Origin of the sequence: Marinobacter sp. es.048, assembly GCF_900188435.1 — a bacterium.
Taxonomy (GTDB): Bacteria; Pseudomonadota; Gammaproteobacteria; order Pseudomonadales; family Oleiphilaceae; genus Marinobacter.
In genome coordinates this window covers 565923-586791 of record NZ_FYFA01000002.1, presented here as the reverse complement: position 1 = coordinate 586791, position 20869 = coordinate 565923, and the positions used below count along the sequence as shown (strand labels likewise).

The following is a 20869-nucleotide window of genomic DNA, read 5'->3' as shown; positions in this document are numbered from 1 at the left end:
AGCAACATGAGCAGGGCGTATAACTTTTGTGCAGGTCCGGCCACTTTGCCGGAGAGCGTGCTTCGGCAGGCGCGGGATGAAATGCTCGACTGGCGCAGTACCGGCATGTCGGTGATGGAAATGAGCCATCGCAGCGACGAGTTTGTCCAGATTGCCGAAACTGCAGAAAAAGATCTGCGTGAACTGGCCGGCGTGTCGGACGACTACGCCGTTCTGTTTATGCAGGGTGGGGCGTCAAGCCAGTTTTCCACCATTCCTCTGAATCTGCTGGGCGAAAAAGGTTCTGCTGACTACGTGAACACCGGCATCTGGTCCAAAAAGGCCATTGCCGAGGCCAGTCGCTATGGCAAAGTGAACGTAGTGGCGAGTTCGGAAGACAGTGGCTTTACCACCATTCCGGACCAGTCCTCCTGGCAGACCAGTGCCGACGCGGCTTACCTGCACTACACGCCCAACGAAACCATCGGTGGTCTGGAGTTCGGTTTTATTCCGGAGATCCCGAGCACACCGCTGGTCGCCGACATGTCCTCATCAATGCTTTCGAGGCCGGTGGACGTCTCCAGGTTCGGTGTGATCTATGCCGGTGCCCAGAAGAACATTGGTCCCTCAGGACTGGTGGTGGTTATTATTCGCAAGGATCTCCTGGGTAAGGCCCGCAAGGAGACCCCGACCATGATGAACTATCAGGTCATTGCGGATAACGGCTCCATGTACAACACCCCGGCCACCTATTCCTGGTACCTGGCCGGTCTGGTTTTCAAGTGGCTGAAAGAGCAGGGCGGTGTGAAGGCGATGGGTGAGATCAACCTGCGCAAAGCCCGCAAGCTCTATGATTTTATCGATACCAACGAGTTTTACGCCAACCCGATCGACCCGCGCTTCCGCTCCTGGATGAACGTGCCGTTCACCCTGGCTGATGATGGCCTGAATGGTGAGTTCCTGAAGGGCGCCAATACCCGTGGCCTGCTGAACCTCGCCGGACACCGCTCGGTTGGCGGAATGCGCGCAAGTATTTACAACGCGATGCCGGAGGCGGGTGTTGATGCGCTGATTAACTACATGACCGAATTTGCGAAGGAGCGTGGCTGATCATGAGTGATGAGCAGGTTCGGCTCGGAGAGCTTCGGGAAGAGATCGATCAGATTGATCAGAAGATCATGGAGCTGATCAGTGCCAGGGCCGCCTGTGCGCAGGAAGTGGCCCACGTCAAAATGACCGCCAATCCGGGGCAGGACATCTTTTTCTACCGCCCCGAGCGGGAAGCCCAGGTGCTTAGGCGCATCAAGGAACATAATCCGGGGCCGCTGTCCGGCGAGGAAATGGCCCGCCTGTTCCGGGAAATCATGTCCGCCTGCCTGGCGTTGGAAAAGCCCATGCACATTGCCTTCCTGGGGCCGATTGGCACCTTTACCCAGGCTGCAGCGCTCAAGCATTTCGGTCATTCGGTAGTCAGTGTGCCATTGCCTGCCATTGATGCGGTTTTCCGGGAAGTTGAATCCGGCGCCGCCCACTATGGCGTGGTGCCGGTCGAAAACTCTACCGAGGGTATGATCAACCACACCCTCGATATGTTCATGTCCTCGCCGCTGAAGATCTGTGGCGAGGTTCAGTTGCGGATTCACCATCACCTGCTGGTGTGTCCGAAGCACGGCGACCAGGAAATTACCCGGATTTATTCCCATCAGCAGTCGTTTGCCCAGTGCCGCCAGTGGTTGGACACTCACCGCTACGGTATTGAGCGGGTTACCGTCTCCAGCAATGCCGAAGCCGCCCGTCGGGCTGCCGAGGAGCCGGGCACGGCCGCCATTGCCGGTGATATGGCAGCTGAGCTCTACGGTCTGGAGAAGCTGGCGAACAGCATTGAGGATCGCCCGGACAATACCACCAGATTCCTGATCATCGGCCGGGAGGAAGTGCCAGCCAGCGGTCACGACAAGTCGTCCATCCTGGTGTCCATGCGCAATAAGCCGGGAGCGCTATATCAGCTCCTAGAGCCTTTCCACCGCCATGGCCTCAGCCTGACCCGAATCGAAACACGGCCTTCGCCGAGTGGTACCTGGGCCTACGTGTTCTACATCGATTTCGAGGGACACATGGAAGATGAGCAGGTCCGGAAAGTGTTGGCAGAAGTGGACGAAGAGGCAGTTGAGCTCAAACGCCTGGGCTCCTACCCGATTGGCGTGCTTTGAGTATCCGCACCTGCGTTTTTGAACAAAGAGTGTCGAGGACGATTTATGGCCATTGATTACCAGAGTCTGGCGGTTCGCGGCGTACAGGCGCTCTCACCCTACCAGCCGGGCAAGCCGATCGACGAGCTGGCCCGTGAACTGGGCCTCAAACCGGCGGAAATCATCAAGCTTGCCAGCAACGAAAACCCGCTCGGGCCTAGCGAAAAGGCCCTTGAGGCGGCGCGCCAAGCGTTATCCGAGCTTTGTCTGTATCCCGATGGTAACGGATTCAATCTGAAACAGGCGTTGTCGAAGCGTCTGAATGTTGGGATGGATCAGATTACCCTTGGCAACGGCTCCAACGATGTTCTGGAAGTGATTACCCGTTGCTTCGCTGATACAGACTCCGACGTCGTCTTCTCCCAGTATGCTTTTGCCGTTTATCCTCTGGTGACCCAGGCCATCGGCGCCGGGGGCGTGTCTGTGCCTGCACGGGAGTGGGGGCACGATCTGGATGCCATGGCCGCGGCGGTTACCGATCGCACTCGCCTGGTGTTTGTTGCCAACCCCAATAATCCCACAGGCACGGTTCACACAGCGGATGCGATTGAGGCGTTCCTGGCGAAGATTCCGGAGAATGTGCTTGTAGTCCTGGATGAGGCCTACTGCGAATACCTGACCGGTGATCAATACCCGGACGGGGTCGAATTGTTGGCCCGCTTCCCGAATCTCATCGTTTGCCGCACGTTTTCCAAAGCCTGGGGGCTCGCGGCCCTGAGGGTCGGGTACAGCATCAGCTCGCCGGCCATTGCCGATATTCTGAACCGGGTGCGCCAGCCCTTTAACGTCGATACGGTTGCCCTGTCTGCAGCCACGGCTGTGCTTGAGGATGAGGATTACCTCCAGCGTTCGCGGGATGTGAATACGGCCGGTCTCCGTCAGTTGCAGGAGGCATTCGACCGGATGGGGCTCGCTTACATCCCGTCGGCCGGGAACTTTGTTGCCGTGGAAGTGGGGGAGCAGGCCATGGGCGTGTACCAGTCCCTGCTGGCTCACGGAGTGATAGTCCGGCCCATTGCGGGCTATGGCATGCCACGGCATCTTCGGGTGTCTGTCGGCCTTCCGGAAGAAAATGAGCGCTTTATCGACGCTCTGGCCCAGTCACTGACCGCATCGGGGCTCAGCGACTGATATGGCGTCTTTCGAGCCTCTGTTTAAACGGGTAGCTGTGATTGGCCTCGGGCTGATTGGTGGCTCTCTGGCCTGTGCAATCCGTCGCAACGGGCTGGCGGGCACAGTTGTTGGAGCCGATCAGCGCGACGAGGAGCTGCAGCTCGGCAAAGAGCTGGGTGTGATCGATCAGGCGGCATCAACAGTGTCTGATGCTGTCCGGGGTGCGGACCTGGTTGTGCTGGCTGTGCCGGTAAGGGCAACCCGCGCGGTTCTTGAGCAGATTCGTCCGACATTGGAGGCGGACGCGACCCTCACCGACGTCGGTAGCACCAAGTCCAGTTTCGTGAATGATGTTGAGGCAGTGTTCGGCAGCCTGTCGCCCCGGATCATTCCCGGCCATCCTATTGCCGGTTCGGAGAAGAGTGGCATTCGGGCGGCCAACCCCGAGCTGTTCGCTAACCACAAGGTCATTCTTACGCCGCCTGATGACGTTAGCCAGTCGCACCTTGCTCAGTTGAAAGCGTTGTGGGAGGGCTGCGGTGCCACGGTGCTGACCATGTCGGTGGCGTATCACGATGAGGTGTTGGCAGCCACAAGCCACTTGCCGCACCTCATTGCGTTCTCCCTGGTTGATACCCTGGCGGGTGAAGATGAGAACATGGATATTTTCCGCTATGCCGCCGGTGGCTTCAGGGACTTTACCCGGATTGCGGCCAGCGATCCGGTGATGTGGCACGATATCTTTCTGTCGAACCGCGATGCGGTTCTGCGTGTGATTGATCACTTTACCCACGATCTCGAGCAACTGCGTACTGCCATCGCCAATCAGGACAGCGCCACGTTGTTGCGGGTTTTCAGTCGCGCCAAGGCGGCGCGTGAACACTTTTCGAAGATGCTCTCAGGACAGGCTTACGTGACAAACAACAGTGAAAAGCAGGTGACGTTCCGTCTTCGGCCCGGTGGCGCGATTACCGGTGATATCCGGGTGCCAGGCGACAAGTCGATGTCGCACCGTTCGATAATGCTGGGTGCGCTGGCAGACGGCGTAACCGAAGTGAAAGGATTTCTGGAAGGTGAGGACAGCCTGGCCACGCTCCAGGCATTCCGGGATATGGGCGTGACCATAGAAGGCCCGGATGACGGCTTTGTTCGCATCCATGGCGTTGGCATGCACGGGCTGCAGGCCCCAAGGGGACCATTGTATCTGGGGAACTCCGGAACGGCCATGCGGTTGTTTGCAGGATTGCTGGCGGCCCAGCCCTTTGATTCCGAGCTGACCGGCGATGCGAGTCTCTCTGGCCGCCCGATGGGGCGGGTTGCCGATCCGCTCAGGGCGATGGGCGCCGTTATTGATACCGCTGAAGGTGGTCGCCCGCCCCTGAAAATCCGTGGTGGCCAGAAGCTGTCCGGTATTCATTATGAAATGCCCGTTGCCAGTGCCCAGGTGAAATCGTGCCTCCTGCTGGCCGGGCTTTATGCCGAGGGCAGTACGTCGGTCACCGAGCCGGCCCCTACCCGCGATCACACCGAGCGCATGCTGGCGGGCTTTGGCTACCACGTTCATCGGGATGGCTCGACGGCCAGTGTAAGTGGTGGCGGTCAATTGACGGCCACCAATATTGATGTACCTGCCGATATTTCTTCGTCGGCGTTTTTCCTGGTCGCGGCCAGTATTGCCCCGGGTTCGGATCTGATCCTTCGGCACGTTGGTATGAACCCGACCCGGGTGGGTGTGATCAACATCCTGAACCAGATGGGCGCCAGCATCGAGATTCTGGACGAGCGCGAAATCGGTGGCGAGCCGGTTGCTGACCTGCGGGTCCGCTCGGCCGAGTTGCAGGGTATCGATATTCCTGAAGATCAGGTGCCCCTGGCCATCGACGAGTTCCCGGTGCTGTTCATTGCTGCAGCTTGCGCCAAAGGCCGAACGGTTCTGCGGGGCGCTGAGGAGCTTCGGGTCAAGGAAAGCGATCGGATCCAGGTGATGGCAGATGGCCTTGCCGAACTGGGCGTGGACACTACCGTAACCCCGGACGGCATTATTATTGATGGCGGCCAGACCATTAGTGGCGGTACCGTGAACAGCCACGGCGACCACCGCATCGCGATGTCCTTTGCAGTCGCATCCCTGCGCACTGCGGGGGAAATCACGGTGACCGACTGTGCCAACGTGGCAACGTCTTTCCCCGGGTTTGTGGAACTTGCGCAAGGAACGGGGATCAATATCTCAGCCGAGGGGGCTGAATAATGGTTGGTAGCAGTGCACCGGTGATCACCGTGGATGGTCCTGGGGGTTCCGGCAAAGGCACGATTACCCAGATGTTGGCCCGAAAGCTGGGCTGGCACCTGCTTGATAGTGGTGCTTTGTATCGGCTGACGGCGCTCGCCGCGGTTCGCCAGGGCGTGTCTCTGGATGACGAGAACGGGCTGGTAAAAGTTGCCGGCGGACTGGATGTGGCGTTTGAGCCCACGCCGGCAGGCGAGCCGGTAAAAGTCATTCTGGCAGGGCAGGACGTGACCGCAGATATACGTACAGAATCGGCGGGCGACAATGCTTCAAAAGTGGCTGTGATGCAGCCGGTCCGTGACGCCCTTTTGCAGCGCCAGCGCGATTTCCGGCAGGCGCCGGGACTGGTGGCCGATGGCCGTGATATGGGGACTGTGGTATTCCCGGATGCACCGGTGAAAATCTTCCTGACGGCAAGTGCCGAGGAGAGGGCCCAGCGGCGCTATAGCCAGTTGAAGGACGCGGGTGTCGATGTTAATATTAACGCCCTTTTAGAGGAGATACGGGTTCGTGATGAACGGGATATGAACCGTTCCGCAGCCCCTCTCAAGCCCGCAGATGATGCGCAAGTCATTGATTCTACGGGATTGAGTATAGAAGAGGTGTTGGGCAGGTGTATGGCCGCAGCAGGCCAGACCTGACTACACCTTTTTGTCGTTGAAATGCCGGATGTAGCGTTATCTGCCAGCCACAGGCTTAATCCGGAACTTGTTAACAGACCGTGTTGCTGGTGGCACGGAGTACACTTGCGTTGATCATATAGGACTCATAATGAGCGAGAGCTTTGCGGATCTTTTTGAAGAAAGCCTAAAAGAAATTGACATGCAACCGGGTTCCATCGTCCAGGGAACCGTTGTAGACGTCGATAACGACTGGGTCACCGTTAACGCCGGACTGAAGTCCGAAGGCGTTATCCCCGCCTCCCAGTTCCTTAACGAAAAAGGCGAGTTGGAAATTGCTATCGGCGACGTTGTCGATGTAGCTCTCGACGCTGTTGAAGACGGCTTCGGTGAGACCCGTCTGTCCCGTGAAAAGGCCAAGCGTGCAGAAGCCTGGAAGGTACTCGAGAAGTCCTTCGAAGCTGAGGAAGTGGTTAAAGGTATCATCAACGGCAAGGTCAAGGGTGGTTTCACCGTCGATCTGGCCGGTATCCGTGCCTTCCTGCCTGGCTCGCTGGTAGACGTTCGTCCGGTTCGCGACACCGCGCACCTGGAGAACAAAGAACTCGAATTCAAGGTTATCAAGCTCGACCAGAAGCGTAACAATGTGGTTGTTTCCCGCCGCGCCGTTCTGGAAGCTGAGAACAGTGCCGAGCGTGAAGCTCTGCTGGAAACCCTGACCGAGGGTATGGAAATCAAGGGTATCGTCAAGAACCTGACAGACTACGGCGCGTTCGTGGATCTGGGCGGTGTTGACGGCCTGCTGCACATTACCGATATGGCCTGGAAGCGCATCAAGCATCCGAGCGAAATCGTTAATGTTGGCGATGAAATCAGCGTCAAGGTTCTGAAGTTCGATCGTGAGCGCAACCGTGTTTCTCTCGGCCTGAAGCAGCTGGGCGAAGATCCCTGGGTTGATATCAAGGGTCGTTATCCGGAAGGCAGCAAGGTTACTGCACGCGTTACCAACCTGACTGACTACGGTTGCTTTGCTGAGCTGGAAGAAGGTGTTGAAGGGCTGGTTCACGTATCTGAAATGGACTGGACCAACAAGAACATCCATCCGTCCAAGGTTGTCCAGGTAGGCGACGAAGTGGGCGTGATGATTCTGGATATCGACGAAGAGCGTCGTCGTATTTCCCTGGGTATCAAGCAGTGTGTATCCAACCCGTGGGAAGATTTCTCCAGCAACTTCAACAAGGGCGACCGCATCTCCGGTAAGATCAAGTCAATCACTGACTTTGGTATCTTCATCGGTCTGGATGGTGGCATCGACGGTCTGGTTCACCTGTCTGACATCAGCTGGAACGAGACTGGCGAAGAAGCGGTTCGTGAATACAAGAAGGGTGACGAAGTTGAAACCGTTATCCTGTCTGTTGATCCGGAGCGTGAGCGTATTTCCCTGGGTATCAAGCAGCTCGAGAGCGATCCGTTCGCCGAGTTCGTTCAGCTGAACGACAAGGGCTCCATTGTGAAGGGCACTGTGTCTGCAGTTGATGCCAAGGCGGCTACCATCGCCCTCAACGACGAAGTTGAAGCGGTACTGAAAGCCTCTGAAATCAGCCGTGACCGTGTTGAAGACGCACGCAACGCGCTGAAGGAAGGCGAAGAAGTTGAAGCGAAGATCATCAGCATCGACCGCAAGAACCGCATTATCAACCTGTCTGTGAAGTCCAAAGATGTTGAGGACGACAAGCAGGCACTGGAAAATGTGCGGACCAAGACTGCAGAAACCTCTTCTGGTGCGACCACCATCGGTGATCTCATCAAGGAGCAGATGCAGCAGCAAAACGCCAACAAGGACTAAAATCCCGGTTGGTATGAAAAAAACGGGCTCTAAGAGCCCGTTTTTTTGTGTTTTTTTCTGGTTTGGCTAAACTAGGTAGTCATGGGAATCCGGTAACCGACGGCCGAATAAAAATGAAAGAGGGAAACGCCTCATGACGAAGTCCGAACTGGTCGAGCTGATTGCTTCCAAGCAGACTCAGCTCTCCGTTAAAGATGTCGAACTGGCTGTAAAAACCATCATTGAGCACATGTCCCAGTCGCTCGCCGATGGTCAGAGAATAGAAATCCGGGGATTTGGCAGTTTTTCCCTTCATCACCGGGCCGCGCGTACCGGGCGCAATCCGAAAACCGGTGAGGCTGTCCAGCTACCAGCCAAGTATGTGCCGCATTTCAAGCCCGGCAAAGAATTGAGAGAGCAGGTCAACGACAGCTTGAAGAAAGGCTTTTAACAGCTGCTCAGGGAACGCGTATAATTCGGGCATAAAAGCCCTTTGGGAGTGCTATTGCTATGGCAGGATTGCAGAAGATCCTTATTATTCTGTTGGTTTTGGTCCTGGTTCTGCTGGCACTGGTATTCTCGCTCAACAATCAAATGGCAGTCTCCCTCAACTTCCTTCTGTTTGAAACCCAACCCCATGGTGTTGCCGTCTGGATTATCATGGCATTCGTTGTCGGCGCCCTCGTTGGCGTGCTGATGACCATGCTGGCCACCGTCCGCACCTCGGTGTCCCGGAGAACCCTTCAGAAACGACTTGATCGCGCCGAGCAGGCATTGGAGAAATCCAGGGCCCAGAACGACCGGACTCTTTAATGGATATCGTATTACAGTGGCTGCTGCTGACAGTTGCAGTCGCCGTTGGCTGGCTTGTGGGCCGGCTGGGAAGCGGTGACAGTCGATCCGGCAAAACGATTTCCGATGAGGAATCGGTAAAGGACCGTCTCCAGTTCCTGTTCACCAACTACTCCGACCAGGCGGTTGAGAATTTCGTACAGTCCCTTGCGGTCAACAAGGACACCGTCAGCCTGCACCTCTCCATTGGCAGCCATTTCCGCAACAAGGGTGAAACGGACCGTGCCATATTGATTCACCAGAATCTGCTAGCCAGGCCAGAGTTGCCTCCACGTTTCTCGCCACATGTCACCCTTGAGCTTGCCCGGGATTACCTCAATGCCGGTCTGCTCGACCGCGCCGAGGCGCTATTGCACCAGCTGATGGGCGACAAGGAGTACGGCCGGCACTCTTCGCAGCAGCTCATCGACCTCTATCAGCAAGAGAAGGAATGGGGCAAAGCCGCCGAGGTCGCACGAACCCTGACCCGAGGCGATGCCGACCCGGCCATGTTCAAGGTTCTCGCCTACCTGACTTGCGAGCTGTCTGAAGAGTCTTTGAAGCAGGACGACCGATGGGCCGCCCAGAAGCTGGCCAAGGAAGCGCTCGAATACGATCGCTCCTGTGTTCGGGCTAACCTGATTCTGATGAAGCTGCTGGTTCGTCAGGGCAGTTATCGAGAGGCTGGCAACCAGTGCCTGAAAGTGTTTGACCAGAACCCCGAGTTCGGGCCGGAAGCGATCGACCGCTTGATGAAGCTCGAGCACGAACACGGTGACATTGGTCGGCTGGCTAAAAAGCTGCGCAAGCTCTACGAAAGCTATCCGAGTACCAGTTTGCTGCTGGCCCTGGTGGAATCCGTTGAGCGCGCCTCGGGACGACCGGGAGCGATCGACTTGCTCAGAAAGGAACTGGAAACGCGCCCGAGCGTCCGTGGCTTGCTCAGGCTGGTGGAAATGGCCGGCTATGAAAAGGGCATGACCACTGATGAGGGCAGGCTGGTGAGCCGTATTGGCCACCTGATTCTCGCCAATCGTCCCGTCTACCGCTGTGTCAGCTGTGGTTTCTCTGGCCGTCAGCTGCACTGGCTTTGCCCAAGCTGCAAGCAATGGGAAACCGTACGCCCGATCCAGGGTGTTGAAGCCGAATAAACCTTTACCGAATTTCTGCAGGATAAGTGAACGTGCAAACCGCTAACGATCCCAAGATCATCGTCGCCCTCGATTTTCCTTCCCAGAATCCTGCCCTTGAGCTGGTCGACAAACTGGACCCGAGCAAATGCCGCCTGAAAGTGGGCAAGGAACTGTTCACCCGCTCCGGCCCGCAATTGGTGGAAGGACTTCAGAAGCGTGGATTCGACGTATTCCTGGACCTGAAGTTTCATGACATCCCGAACACCACGTCAGCAGCCGTTGCGGCTGCAGCCGATCTCGGTGTCTGGATGGTCAATGTGCACGCCTCTGGCGGCGAGAAAATGATGACCGCCTGCCGGGAACGCCTGGAAACTTTTGGTGCGGATCGCCCGCTGTTGATCGCCGTCACGGTCCTCACCAGCATGAACGCCGACGACCTCGCCGGTATCGGCATCCCCGATTCCCCGGAAGCCCAGGTGTCCCGCCTGGCAACCCTCACCAAAAACTGCGGCCTCGATGGCGTCGTCTGCTCCGCGCAAGAGGCACCGAAGCTCAAAGCTGAGCAGGGCGCCGACTTCAAGCTGATCACACCGGGTATCCGTCCGTTGACTGCTGACAAAGGCGATCAGCAGCGCATCATGACTCCCACCGATGCCCTCAAAGCCGGTTCCGACTACCTGGTGATCGGCCGTCCGATTACCCAGGCAACTGACCCGCTGGCTGCCCTGGAGGCTATTCACTCAGAGATGATAGGGCTCTAGCTCTGTCCGGCCCTCGAATCCTGACCTAGCCTTTGAGTAATGGTGCCAGCTGTCCCGTTTGGACCTTTCAGTTGACCGCCTTTTCCTGAAAAACAAAGGCGGGTGTAGGTCGGATTAGCGCAGCGTAATCCGACGCGGGATATTGCGAAACTGGGATTCAACTGATTTGTCGGATTACGCTGCGCTAATCCGACCTACATGTCTATGCAAATCCAAGTTGCATATCCTTAGGTACCTTGCGGAAACTCAGCAAATATCCCGTGAGTATATCTTTGAATTCTGGTTCGGTGGTGTGGGGTCGCCCTCCCAAAAATGTCTGTGGCCATGGATGGCCACAGTCAAGCGCACATGGACGTGCTCGTAGCGGTTTTTGGGAGGGCGACCCCACACCACCAGCCCCGAATGACAGCAGGCCAGGGCAGGAGCATGCATCACCACCTAGGATGTGGTTAAAAACGTAATGCAAAAAAAGAAGGCAATAAAAAACCCGCTAACTCAAAGAATTAGCGGGTTTTCAGAATAGTGGCTCCCCGAGCTGGGCTCGAACCAGCGACAAACGGATTAACAGTCCGTTGCTCTACCAACTGAGCTATCGGGGAACGTCGTCGTGTGACGAGGCGCGTATATTAAGTTGGCAATACCGCCCCGTCAACCCCTGGCCAGAACTTTTTAGCCAAGCGCTTTCTGAAGACGTTCGACAGCCTTTTCCAGGTTTTCCATGCTGGTCGCGAAGCTCAGGCGCATGTGACCGGGACAGCCGAAGGCGGAGCCCGGGACCAGTGCCACGCCGGCGTCGGTCAGCAGTTTCTCGGCGAATTCGACGTCGGTGCTGACGCTGGAATCGGCATCGATGGCACCCTGGAAGCTCGGGAACACGTAAAAGGTACCGTCGCCATTCAGGCACTCGACGCCCGGAAGCTTGTTCAGTGCCTCGACCAACCAGTCGTGGCGCTCTTTGAATGCCTTGATCATCTCGCCCACGCAGCCCTGATCACCATCAAGGGCAGCCTGTGCCGCTGCCTGGGAGATGGAGGCGGGGTTGGAGGTGCTCTGGGACTGGATCTTCTTCATGGCGCCGATGATTTTCGCCGGGCCCGCGGCGTAGCCGATACGCCAGCCAGTCATGGAGTAGGCCTTGGATACGCCATTCAGGACGAAGGTGCGGTCATACAGCTCAGGCGTGGCGTTCAGGATGTTGCAGAACGGCTTGCCGGTCCAGAGGATCGGCTCATACATGTCGTCAGTGGCGATCATGATGTTCGGGTGCTTCTTCAGTACCTCGCCGATGGCCTGCAGCTCTTCCAGGGTGTAGGCCATGCCGCTTGGGTTCGAGGGGCTGTTGATCACGAACAGGCGGGTGCGCTCGGTAATCGCGTTTTCCAGCTGCTCCGGAGTGATCTTGAAGCGGGTTTCAGCGCCGGTTTCGATAATCACGGGTTTGCCTTCAGCCACCAGCACCATATCCGGGTAGGAAACCCAGTACGGAGCAGGGATGATGGCTTCGTCACCCGGGTTCAGTGTGGCAAGTGCGAGGTTGAAAAAGCTCTGTTTGCCACCACTGCTTACCAGTACCTGGTTGGCTTCGTAATCCAGGCCGTTGTCCCGTTTGAACTTCGCAATAATCGCTTTTTTCAGGGCTGGCGTACCATCCACGGCGGTGTACTTTGTCTGGCCGTTATTGATGGCTTCAATGGCTGCCTGTTTGATGTGATCAGGTGTGTCGAAGTCCGGCTCGCCGGCTCCCAGGCCGATGATGTCCTGGCCTGCTGCGCGTAGCTCCGCGGCCTTGTTGGTGACTGCGAGGGTGGGAGAGGGCTTGATTGCCTGTACTCGGCTGGAAAGTTGAAGGTCCAAACTTGCGCTCCTTAAAGCTGCGTCTGATAGGGCTGCGACCGCCGGGTGCCAGAGCTGCTGGCTGATTTTCGCCCAGCCGTCGATCGCACTGATGGTATCATGAAGCCAGTGTATCGCTAAATTTCTCGAATGGCAGGGGCTGTTTTGCCCGTGCGTCGGTTTTACCGGAGGTTTCCGCCAGTTATGGCCAGTAATCAGGCAAACGTGTCCGCCAGAGAAGGTGCGTTCAAAGTGGATTCACCGTTCCAGCCAGCGGGCGATCAGCCCATGGCAATCGAGGGGCTGGTGGATGGTATCCACTCCGGTCTGGCACACCAGACGTTGCTGGGGGTAACCGGCTCCGGCAAAACCTTCACCATCGCCAATGTCATCCAGCAGGTCCAGCGGCCTACCATTATCATGGCCCACAACAAGACCCTGGCGGCCCAGCTCTATGGTGAGTTCAAGGAATTCTTTCCCGACAACGCGGTAGAATATTTCGTCTCCTATTACGACTACTATCAGCCTGAAGCCTACGTGCCCTCGTCGGACACGTTTATCGAGAAAGACGCGTCCATTAACGAGCACATCGAGCAGATGCGTCTGTCGGCAACCAAGGCATTACTGGAAAGACCGGATGCCATCATTGTGGCGACGGTTTCGTCCATCTACGGCCTCGGTGACCCACAGTCCTACCTGAAGATGATGCTGCATCTGGACCGGGGCGATCAGATTGATCAGCGATACATCCTCCGGCGCCTGGCCGAGCTTCAATACACCAGGAACGATATCGAGTTCCACCGGGCCAATTACCGGGTTCGGGGTGATGTGATCGATGTATTCCCGGCGGAATCCGAGAAGGAAGCTATCCGCATCGAGCTCTTCGATGACGAGGTGGAGAATCTCAGCTATTTCGACCCGTTGACCGGCGAGGTCCTGCGCCGGGTGCCACGGGTAACCATTTACCCGAAATCGCATTATGTGACGCCCCGGCAGACGGTGCTGGATGCGGTTGAGCATATCAAGGTTGAGCTGGATGAGCGGCTACAGCAGCTGAGAGACAACAACCGGCTGGTTGAGGCCCAGCGCCTGGAAGAGCGAACCCGGTACGATATCGAGATGATGCTGGAGCTGGGCTATTGCAACGGCATCGAGAACTACTCGCGTTATCTCTCCGGTCGTCGACCCGGTGAGGCACCGCCGACACTGTTTGATTACCTGCCGCCCAATGCCTTGTTGGTGGTGGATGAATCCCATGTGACCATTCCCCAGATCGGTGCCATGTACAAGGGCGACCGATCCCGGAAGGAAACCCTTGTTGAGTACGGTTTCCGCCTTCCATCAGCGCTGGATAACCGGCCCATGAAGTTTGAAGAATGGGAGCGAATTGCGCCGCAGATGATCTTCGTGTCGGCCACCCCGTCGACTTACGAGGCCGAGCATGCTGGTCAGGTGGTGGAACAGGTGGTGCGCCCCACCGGTCTGCTGGACCCGGAAATCGAAGTGCGTCCGGCCTCTACCCAGGTGGACGATCTGCTCTCCGAAATCCACACACGGGTGAAGGCGAAGGAGCGGGTTCTGGTGACAACGCTGACCAAGCGTATGGCAGAAGACCTCACCGACTTTCTGATGGAACACGACATCAAGGTTCGCTATCTGCACTCGGACATCGACACTGTGGAGCGGGTCGAGATCATCCGGGACCTCCGGCGGGGTGAATTCGATGTGCTGGTGGGCATCAACCTCTTGCGGGAAGGTCTGGACATGCCCGAGGTCTCGCTGGTAGCCATCCTGGATGCCGACAAGGAAGGCTTCCTGCGCTCCGAGCGTTCACTGATCCAGACCATGGGACGTGCCGCTCGAAATGTTCACGGTAAGGCCATACTCTACGGCGACCGGATTACAGGCTCCATGCAGCGGGCCATTAATGAAACAGAACGTCGCCGGGCCAAGCAGGAGGCCCATAACCTCGAGCAGGGCATTACCCCGCAGGGCCTGAACAAGAAGATTGCCGATATCATGGAAGGCGCCGGTGGCGGCGGTCGGGGCCGTCGCAAGGCTGAGCGTCCGGGACAGAAAGCGGCGGAAGAGGCGGAACAGTATCGGGCCAAGGCTGGCAACCGCTCGCCGGAGGAAGTCCTCAAGGAAGTGTCCCGGCTGGAGGATGAAATGTACAAGGCCGCGTCCGAGCTGGATTTCGAAACGGCCGCTCGTCTACGGGATGATATTGCCGAGTTGAAAGAGGCGGCTTTGCGGACCGGGTAATCAGGCCGGCCGTTTCGGTCCCACGATGACTGCGGCCTGCAATGGCTGATTTCGGCCATAGCGGGAAATCTGGCTGAATACCCGGCGGTCGACCGGCAGGTACTGTTTGTCGGCTACGGTTTCGCCGACTTCCACGTCGATCTCCGGGTCGTGCAGGTATACGAACTGGTCATCGATCGCGCACACGGTCACCCAGTGGGGAACGCGGCTGCGGTTCAACTGCCAGGTGCTGATCAGGATGAGCGGAACGCGGCCCTCGTGCAGGGCCTCTTCCATGGCTTCCAGAGTCAGCGGGTCATGGTGCAGCTGGATGTCGGTCTGGCCGATGTCATGCAGGAAACCTTCGTGAACCAGCTCCAGAACCCTTTTTTTGTCCTCGTTCCGGACCGTGTCCTTGAACAGGGCGCCCTCCATGCTGATCCAGGCACTGGCTTCAAAACCACGATGCCAAGCTGAAAGCGCAAGACCATGGGGGCCACAACCCCCATGGCCGGCGAGCATGAAAATAGTAGTCGCCTCCCGCCAGATTTTCAGTTCTTCCAGAGTAGTGACCGGTTGTTGCTCATCCAGAGCTGCCATCGCCATGATCAGCGCCGCCGGTCCGCAGGAAAAATCCGTGGTCTGCGGGTAGTAGGGAATGGCCGGAAACTCTCTTGACGGCTCGTAGAAAAGTATCCGTCGCTCAAAGCGGAGGGCGTCGCCGTGGTCCTCGTAATAATCCCGATAGGTGCCAAACTGGCGATAACCGAGCCGCTTATAGAGGGCAATGGCGCCTTTGTTATCTTCGCGGACTTCCAGGCGCATGATGATACGGCCAGTGTCCACCGCCTCCGATTCTGCTTCCCGTACCAGTTTCTCGCCCACACCCTGACCACGGACAGCCGGTGACACCGCAATGGAGTAGATTCGGGCCAGCCGGGTAGCAGCGCTCATCAGAACCAGGCAGTAGCCCACCAGTTCGCCATCGGCCTCGGCCACAATCAAGCGGTCTCTGGGCATCTCCAGAAAACGACGGAAGCTACGCCTGGAAAGACGGTCTTCGGCGAAGCACCGGTTTTCGAGCAAGACCAGGGCGTCGAGATCCTTGCTGGCGGCTTGTCGGAGCTGGAAATCAGGCATTGAGAGACGGCCTTGCGAAACGCGAGGAGGGCATGCTGGTGGGCTTCCCGTACTCAGCGATTATGTGTGAGAGTCAGGGTAACGCAAAGACCGCAAGGATGCGTAAAAGCACGCATTATTCGCCGATTGTGCACCGATCGTGGCCGGCGTATTGTGGCCTCAAATAACAGGCAAGACCTTTCAGGGAGGAATGCCTTTAATGTCCCGATTGCTTATCGTAGTGGACCGCGCCAAAGACTGGGCGCCGTATTACCCCAGTGAGGATGTGCTGACGTTCGATCAGTACCTCCAGTTCTCAGCTCCGCCCGCCAGCCGGGTGAGAGTCATCAACCTGTGTCAGAGCGCCCGGTACCTGAGCAAGGGCTATTATTGCTCACTTCTGGCAGAAGCCCGTGGCCACCACGTGGTGCCTTCGGTGATGACGCTCAATGACCTGGGACGCAAAGGCCTCTTTTCCCTTGAGCTGGAAGAGCTTGATGAAAGCGTCATCAACTGGCTGGAAGCGGCCGGCTCGGCAATTGATCCCGCCAGTGACGAGCGGGCGGCGACCCACGAAGTCCGGATCCGGACCTACTTTGGCCAGGCTCAGCATCCGGATCTCAGACCGGTTGCCCGTGCGCTGTTCGAGCGTTTCCCGTGCCCGATTCTTGAGATCGTCTTCAAGCGCCGCAAACAGTGGCAGATCGAGTCCATGAAACCGGCCGCTCCGGCGGATCTTGGCGAACAGGAACAGGATGTGTTCGCTGTCGCCCTGGATCGTTTTAGCAGCATGGTGTGGCGGAAGCCCAGGACCCGTCGCCGTTACCGCTATGATCTGGCTGTGCTGGTCAATCCCGATGAGGAGATGCCGCCCAGTGACAAGGTTGCCCTGAAGCGCTTCGAGAAGGCCGGACGTAAACTGGGCATCAACGTTGAGCAGATTACCCGCCGGGATTATATGCGCCTGCCGGAATACGATGGGTTGTTCATTCGGGAGACCACCGCCATTGACCACCACACTTACCGGTTTGCCCGCAAGGCGGCCGCTGAAGGCATGGTGGTCATTGATGACCCGGTGTCGATCCTCAAGTGTACCAACAAGGTATTCCTTGCGGATCTCCTGAAGAACAACAAGGTTCCCACGCCAAAGACACTGATCCTTTCCAAAGATCAGAAGAACGCTGTCGAGCAGGTCATCACTGAACTCGGCTTTCCGGTGGTCATCAAGATCCCGGATGGTGCGTTTTCCCGCGGCGTTACCAAGGCCGAAGACGAGAAAACCCTTCGCGCCGGCCTGAGGGATCTGTTCAAGCAGTCCGCCCTGGTGCTGGCTCAGGAATACCTGTATACCGATTACGACTGGCGCATTGGTGTGCTTGGTGGACGGGCCATCTACGCCTGCAAGTACATGATGGTCAAAGGCCATTGGCAGATCTATCAGCACAGCGAGTCGGAGAGTGAGAGCGGTGGTTTTGAAACCATGCCCACGTATGAGGTGCCAAGAAATGTCATTCAGGCGGCCCTGAATGCCACCAAGCTTATCGGCAACGGGCTGTACGGGGTGGATATCAAGCAGTCAGGCAACCGCGTTGCCGTCATTGAAGTCAACGACAATCCGAGCATTGATGCCGGCGTGGAAGACCGCTTCCTCGGGGGTGAGCTCTATACCCTTATCATGCATGAATTTCTTTCAAGGATGGAAGAGAACAGGCGTCGCTAGGCTCTATGGCCGGCTGCTTTCAGGGGCCGGACACCCAAACCCGGACACTCCCAAACCACGGGTAATCACCGAGCTTTTCCCTGATGTTCGAGGATGAGAAGACGGTCTCACCCTCGGGGCCATCCAGGAACAGCTCCAAATGGACTTTGTTTTTCAGATAGTGCAACCGAAGCCGGCTGTGTTGCGGCAACTCTCCCAGGTGTCGGGCCAGGATGGCCCGGATGTCTTCACGGGAGGGCAGGCGCTCGGAGGTCAGCGGCTGATCTTCGTCGTTTTCGGCGTCGATATGGAAGTTGATGTCCCGAATGTTGTCCAGGGCATCCCGCATTCCAGAGACAACCTGCATGCCGATCTGATGTCCTTCCGAAACGCTGATTTCGGGGCGAACCACCAGGTGTATATCCAGCAGAATGTCGTGACCCATACGACGGCTGCGAAGTTCGTGCACGTTGCGCACTCCGTTTGTGTCCCGGGCGATACTTTTGAGCATCTCCGTATCTTCCTGGGAGAGGCCGGTATCCACAAGCTCCTTGACGCTGTCCCAGGTAAACTTCCAGCCAATGTGGATAATGATGCCTGCGATCACCACCGCCGCGAACACATCAAGCCAGACCATGCCGAGCATGGCGCCGGCCGTGGACACCAGAACCACGACTGAGGAAAATGCATCGGTTCGGCTGTGCCAGGCGTTGGCGATAATCAGGTCCGAGCGGATCTTGAGACCAACATGGCGTGTGTATCGGAAAATCCATTCCTTGCCCGCAACAGAAGCTGCAGCTGCCACCAGAACCGGCCAGCCAGGCACGGTATCCACGCCGCCCTCTATCAGGCGTAGGGTGTTTTCCCAGGCCAGGGCGGCGCCAACGGCAATCAGGATGCTGCCCAGAACCAAAGTGCCGAAGGTTTCGATTCGCTGGTGGCCGTAGGGATGGTCGTCATCCGGCTCCTGGCGCGATACCTTCATGACGCCAAGAACAACCAGATCAGAGGCGACATCCGTAAAGGAGTGAATGCCATCCACCAGCAGGGCCTGGGAATGAAAAAGAGCACCACCAATGACTTTTATGATCCCGAGCACGGCATCGAGAATCATTCCGATAATGGTCACGCGCGAGGCGGCCTTCATTTCGCCCGCGAGGTTTTCCCGGTGCTGTTGGGCGGGGGAAATCGGCTCTTGCATTGAAGCACTCCAGATCAGAAGACAGGTGTCAGTATAACGTTAATCTCAGGGGCTTTGGCAGGGGCGCCTCAAAGGGAGGATTTCAAGTGATTTATGCACATCATTGCAAAACGGTGACGGGTTAACATTTTGTTTAGTATTTGTCGACAGCTAGGAAAAAAATATATAAGCGATTGAAAATAAACATAAAAATAACTGGTTAAAAAATGATCAATTTGTAGATTGGCGCAGTTATCAAGGGATGACAACCGTTGCCCCGCGATTTTCAACAGGTTTATCCACAGATTCCGTGGAAAAGGTCATGAGAGTGCCATGATACAGTCATTTAGAGCTGATTTGGTTCTATCCCGGGATGCTGTGGAAAACTTCCGGTATACTCCGCCCACTTGGATCAGGGGAGTTTTTTCAGATGTACGGCGTTATCCGCAATCTGCTTTTCCGCCTTCCAGCGGAGCAGGCTCACAATGTTGCATTGAATGGTCTCGATCTTGCGCACCGATTAGGCGTTTTGAACGCTTTTTCACCAAAGATAGATTCATTGCCAGTAAATGTTATGGGGCTGGATTTTCCGAACCCCGTCGGGCTTGCTGCAGGTCTGGATAAGAACGCCGATCACATCGATGCGCTTGGCGCCCTGGGCTTCGGGTTTATTGAAGTCGGTACCGTGACGCCTCTGGCGCAGCCCGGCAACCCCAAGCCGCGGATGTTCCGGCTACCGGAGCATCAGGCCATCATTAACCGGATGGGTTTCAACAACGAGGGGCTGGCCCACTTGCTGGCCCGTGTGGATCAGCGCCGCTACAAGGGCGTGCTTGGAATCAATGTTGGCAAGAACAAGGATACGCCCAACGACCAGTCCGAGTCAGATTACCGGAAAGGGATATCGGCAGTTTACAGTCGGGCCGACTACATAACGGTGAATGTGTCCTCGCCCAACACGCCCGGTCTTCGGGATCTGCAGTTTGGAGACTCCCTGAAGGGCCTACTGGAGGCGATCAAGGACGAACAGCTCCAGTGCGAGAAGTTGCATGGCCGGTACGTGCCTGTGGCGGTGAAGATCGCTCCGGACATGGATGATGATGGTATCCGCTTCGTGGCATCCGCACTGCGTGAGACGGGGCTTGATGGCGTGATTGCCGCCAATACAACGATCAGCCGGGATGCTGTGGCAGGCCATACCCATGCCGATGAAGCTGGTGGCCTTAGCGGCGCACCGGTGAGGGAGGCTTCTCTCAGGGTCATCCATGGGCTTTATGCGGAGCTGGGGGAATCACTGCCGATTATTGGTGTGGGTGGCATTATGGACGGTGAAAGTGCGGCCGAGAAAGTCCGGGCCGGTGCCAGGCTGGTCCAGATCTACACCGGCTTCATTTATCGGGGGCCTGAACTGATTAAAGAAGCTGTTGAGGCGATCCGGCAGGTCAAGTGATTTACCGTGCCCCATAACGAAAGTGGGCCCGCTTAGCGGGCCCTGGCGGGGAATGTACCCCGTGGCGCTTCATCGCATGGTACGGGGCGGGAGGCCCCGTTTGGGTTGCTCTGGGTACTGCGTCAAATTGTGTGTAAAAAGATCAGATTAAGAATCGGGGTTGGTTAAGGCGTCACGCTGTCGTAACGTTAGCCAGTTTATGGATGCCGGATACGCCGGTCATGCCCTCCCATTGATCTGTGCGGCCTTCTCGCCACCCGTTCAGCCATTCCTGTCGAACTTCCGCCTGTTCAATCGGGCAGCTGTCTTTGGATTTTCCGGACACGCCAGCGAGATAACCCCGCTTGAATGCACGAGCGTACATGTCTCTTTTCTGTCTTTTCATGCCGTTCCTCACTGATGGATTAACAGAACAAGCGTGTACACATCTGCAGTGGCTGCGACAAGTGTTACCCGCTCCGGGATAACCCACTATTGTCAGCTCAAGCCAGAGCAGTCAGGATCCTGTTAACGGAAGGTTCGCACCCTTCCGGAACGACGCGTCAC

General features: G+C 57.1%; 17 protein-coding genes and 1 tRNA gene. 13 read left to right on the top strand and 5 right to left on the bottom strand.

Features of this window, described 5'->3' with window-relative positions:
• The first annotated feature begins 6 nt into the window (after nt 1-6).
• From serC to pyrF, 10 genes are all read left to right on the top strand, one after another.
• Nucleotides 7-1089, top strand: coding sequence for a 3-phosphoserine/phosphohydroxythreonine transaminase (serC, locus tag CFT65_RS13750; RefSeq protein ID WP_088828672.1), 1083 nt, complete (start codon nt 7-9; stop codon nt 1087-1089).
• Nucleotides 1090-1091: 2 nt separating this feature from the next.
• Nucleotides 1092-2189: a prephenate dehydratase gene (gene pheA, locus CFT65_RS13745; RefSeq protein WP_088828671.1), complete on the top strand. Its 1098-nt coding sequence runs from the start codon at nt 1092-1094 to the stop codon at nt 2187-2189.
• 45 nt (nt 2190-2234) lie between these two features.
• On the top strand, nt 2235-3359 hold the full coding sequence (gene hisC / locus CFT65_RS13740) for a histidinol-phosphate transaminase (protein WP_088828670.1): 1125 nt from the start codon (nt 2235-2237) through the stop codon (nt 3357-3359).
• Nucleotide 3360: 1 nt separating this feature from the next.
• Entirely contained in the window at nt 3361-5589 is a 2229-nt protein-coding gene (locus tag CFT65_RS13735; RefSeq protein WP_088828669.1) for a bifunctional prephenate dehydrogenase/3-phosphoshikimate 1-carboxyvinyltransferase, read from the top strand.
• Nucleotides 5589-6269, top strand: coding sequence for a (d)CMP kinase (cmk, locus tag CFT65_RS13730; RefSeq protein ID WP_088828668.1), 681 nt, complete (start codon nt 5589-5591; stop codon nt 6267-6269). The genes CFT65_RS13735 and cmk overlap by 1 nt, the downstream gene beginning before the upstream one ends.
• A gap of 130 nt (nt 6270-6399) precedes the next feature.
• Nucleotides 6400-8094: a 30S ribosomal protein S1 gene (rpsA, locus tag CFT65_RS13725; RefSeq protein WP_008172063.1), complete on the top strand. Its 1695-nt coding sequence runs from the start codon at nt 6400-6402 to the stop codon at nt 8092-8094.
• Nucleotides 8095-8227: 133 nt separating this feature from the next.
• Nucleotides 8228-8524: an integration host factor subunit beta gene (locus CFT65_RS13720; protein WP_008172061.1), complete on the top strand. Its 297-nt coding sequence runs from the start codon at nt 8228-8230 to the stop codon at nt 8522-8524.
• A 59-nt stretch (nt 8525-8583) separates the two neighbouring features.
• Complete coding sequence (locus CFT65_RS13715) at nt 8584-8886, top strand: LapA family protein (protein WP_064230620.1); 303 nt, start codon at nt 8584-8586, stop codon at nt 8884-8886.
• Nucleotides 8886-10055, top strand: a complete 1170-nt coding sequence (lapB, locus tag CFT65_RS13710) for a lipopolysaccharide assembly protein LapB (protein WP_088828667.1) — start codon at nt 8886-8888, stop codon at nt 10053-10055. The genes CFT65_RS13715 and lapB overlap by 1 nt, the downstream gene beginning before the upstream one ends.
• A gap of 32 nt (nt 10056-10087) precedes the next feature.
• The gene (gene pyrF / locus CFT65_RS13705; RefSeq protein WP_088828666.1) at nt 10088-10798 is read left to right on the top strand and encodes an orotidine-5'-phosphate decarboxylase; all 711 of its coding nucleotides are present in this window, start codon (nt 10088-10090) and stop codon (nt 10796-10798) included.
• Between the two features lie 523 nt (nt 10799-11321).
• Here the strand turns inward: pyrF and CFT65_RS13700 are convergent.
• Nucleotides 11322-11397 (bottom strand) — tRNA-Asn (locus tag CFT65_RS13700).
• 70 nt (nt 11398-11467) lie between these two features.
• The gene (locus CFT65_RS13695; RefSeq protein WP_088828665.1) at nt 11468-12652 is read right to left on the bottom strand and encodes a pyridoxal phosphate-dependent aminotransferase; all 1185 of its coding nucleotides are present in this window, start codon (nt 12650-12652) and stop codon (nt 11468-11470) included.
• Between the two features lie 183 nt (nt 12653-12835).
• On the opposite strand from CFT65_RS13695, the gene uvrB reads away from it, so the two are divergent.
• Complete coding sequence (gene uvrB / locus CFT65_RS13690; RefSeq protein ID WP_088828664.1) at nt 12836-14896, top strand: excinuclease ABC subunit UvrB; 2061 nt, start codon at nt 12836-12838, stop codon at nt 14894-14896.
• Here uvrB and rimI read toward each other — a convergent pair whose 3' ends face one another.
• Nucleotides 14897-16015, bottom strand: coding sequence for a ribosomal protein S18-alanine N-acetyltransferase (rimI, locus tag CFT65_RS13685; RefSeq protein WP_088828663.1), 1119 nt, complete (start codon nt 16013-16015; stop codon nt 14897-14899).
• A gap of 199 nt (nt 16016-16214) precedes the next feature.
• Here rimI and CFT65_RS13680 point away from each other — a divergent pair, with 199 nt between their 5' ends.
• Entirely contained in the window at nt 16215-17714 is a 1500-nt protein-coding gene (locus CFT65_RS13680; protein WP_088828662.1) for a RimK family protein, read from the top strand.
• 19 nt (nt 17715-17733) lie between these two features.
• Here the strand turns inward: CFT65_RS13680 and CFT65_RS13675 are convergent, their stop codons facing one another.
• Entirely contained in the window at nt 17734-18894 is a 1161-nt protein-coding gene (locus CFT65_RS13675; RefSeq protein ID WP_088828661.1) for a cation diffusion facilitator family transporter, read from the bottom strand.
• 409 nt (nt 18895-19303) lie between these two features.
• On the opposite strand from CFT65_RS13675, the gene CFT65_RS13670 reads away from it, so the two are divergent.
• Complete coding sequence (locus CFT65_RS13670; protein WP_088828660.1) at nt 19304-20323, top strand: quinone-dependent dihydroorotate dehydrogenase; 1020 nt, start codon at nt 19304-19306, stop codon at nt 20321-20323.
• 172 nt (nt 20324-20495) lie between these two features.
• On the opposite strand, the gene rmf is transcribed toward CFT65_RS13670, so the two are convergent.
• Complete coding sequence (gene rmf / locus CFT65_RS13665) at nt 20496-20708, bottom strand: ribosome modulation factor (protein WP_008172042.1); 213 nt, start codon at nt 20706-20708, stop codon at nt 20496-20498.
• Nucleotides 20709-20869: the final 161 nt, after the last annotated feature.

What these genes read in the sequence shown, in the direction of transcription:
- serC (WP_088828672.1), top strand. Translation starts at nt 7, where the DNA reads ATGAGCAGGGCGTATAACTTTTGTGCAGGTCCGGCCACTTTGCCGGAG.
- pheA (WP_088828671.1), top strand. Translation starts at nt 1,092, where the DNA reads ATGAGTGATGAGCAGGTTCGGCTCGGAGAGCTTCGGGAAGAGATCGAT.
- hisC (WP_088828670.1), top strand. Translation starts at nt 2,235, where the DNA reads ATGGCCATTGATTACCAGAGTCTGGCGGTTCGCGGCGTACAGGCGCTC.
- CFT65_RS13735 (WP_088828669.1), top strand. Translation starts at nt 3,361, where the DNA reads ATGGCGTCTTTCGAGCCTCTGTTTAAACGGGTAGCTGTGATTGGCCTC.
- cmk (WP_088828668.1), top strand. Translation starts at nt 5,589, where the DNA reads ATGGTTGGTAGCAGTGCACCGGTGATCACCGTGGATGGTCCTGGGGGT.
- rpsA (WP_008172063.1), top strand. Translation starts at nt 6,400, where the DNA reads ATGAGCGAGAGCTTTGCGGATCTTTTTGAAGAAAGCCTAAAAGAAATT.
- CFT65_RS13720 (WP_008172061.1), top strand. Translation starts at nt 8,228, where the DNA reads ATGACGAAGTCCGAACTGGTCGAGCTGATTGCTTCCAAGCAGACTCAG.
- CFT65_RS13715 (WP_064230620.1), top strand. Translation starts at nt 8,584, where the DNA reads ATGGCAGGATTGCAGAAGATCCTTATTATTCTGTTGGTTTTGGTCCTG.
- lapB (WP_088828667.1), top strand. Translation starts at nt 8,886, where the DNA reads ATGGATATCGTATTACAGTGGCTGCTGCTGACAGTTGCAGTCGCCGTT.
- uvrB (WP_088828664.1), top strand. Translation starts at nt 12,836, where the DNA reads ATGGCCAGTAATCAGGCAAACGTGTCCGCCAGAGAAGGTGCGTTCAAA.
- rimI (WP_088828663.1), bottom strand. Translation starts at nt 16,015, where the DNA reads ATGCCTGATTTCCAGCTCCGACAAGCCGCCAGCAAGGATCTCGACGCC.
- CFT65_RS13680 (WP_088828662.1), top strand. Translation starts at nt 16,215, where the DNA reads ATGTCCCGATTGCTTATCGTAGTGGACCGCGCCAAAGACTGGGCGCCG.
- CFT65_RS13675 (WP_088828661.1), bottom strand. Translation starts at nt 18,894, where the DNA reads ATGCAAGAGCCGATTTCCCCCGCCCAACAGCACCGGGAAAACCTCGCG.
- CFT65_RS13670 (WP_088828660.1), top strand. Translation starts at nt 19,304, where the DNA reads ATGTACGGCGTTATCCGCAATCTGCTTTTCCGCCTTCCAGCGGAGCAG.
- rmf (WP_008172042.1), bottom strand. Translation starts at nt 20,708, where the DNA reads ATGAAAAGACAGAAAAGAGACATGTACGCTCGTGCATTCAAGCGGGGT.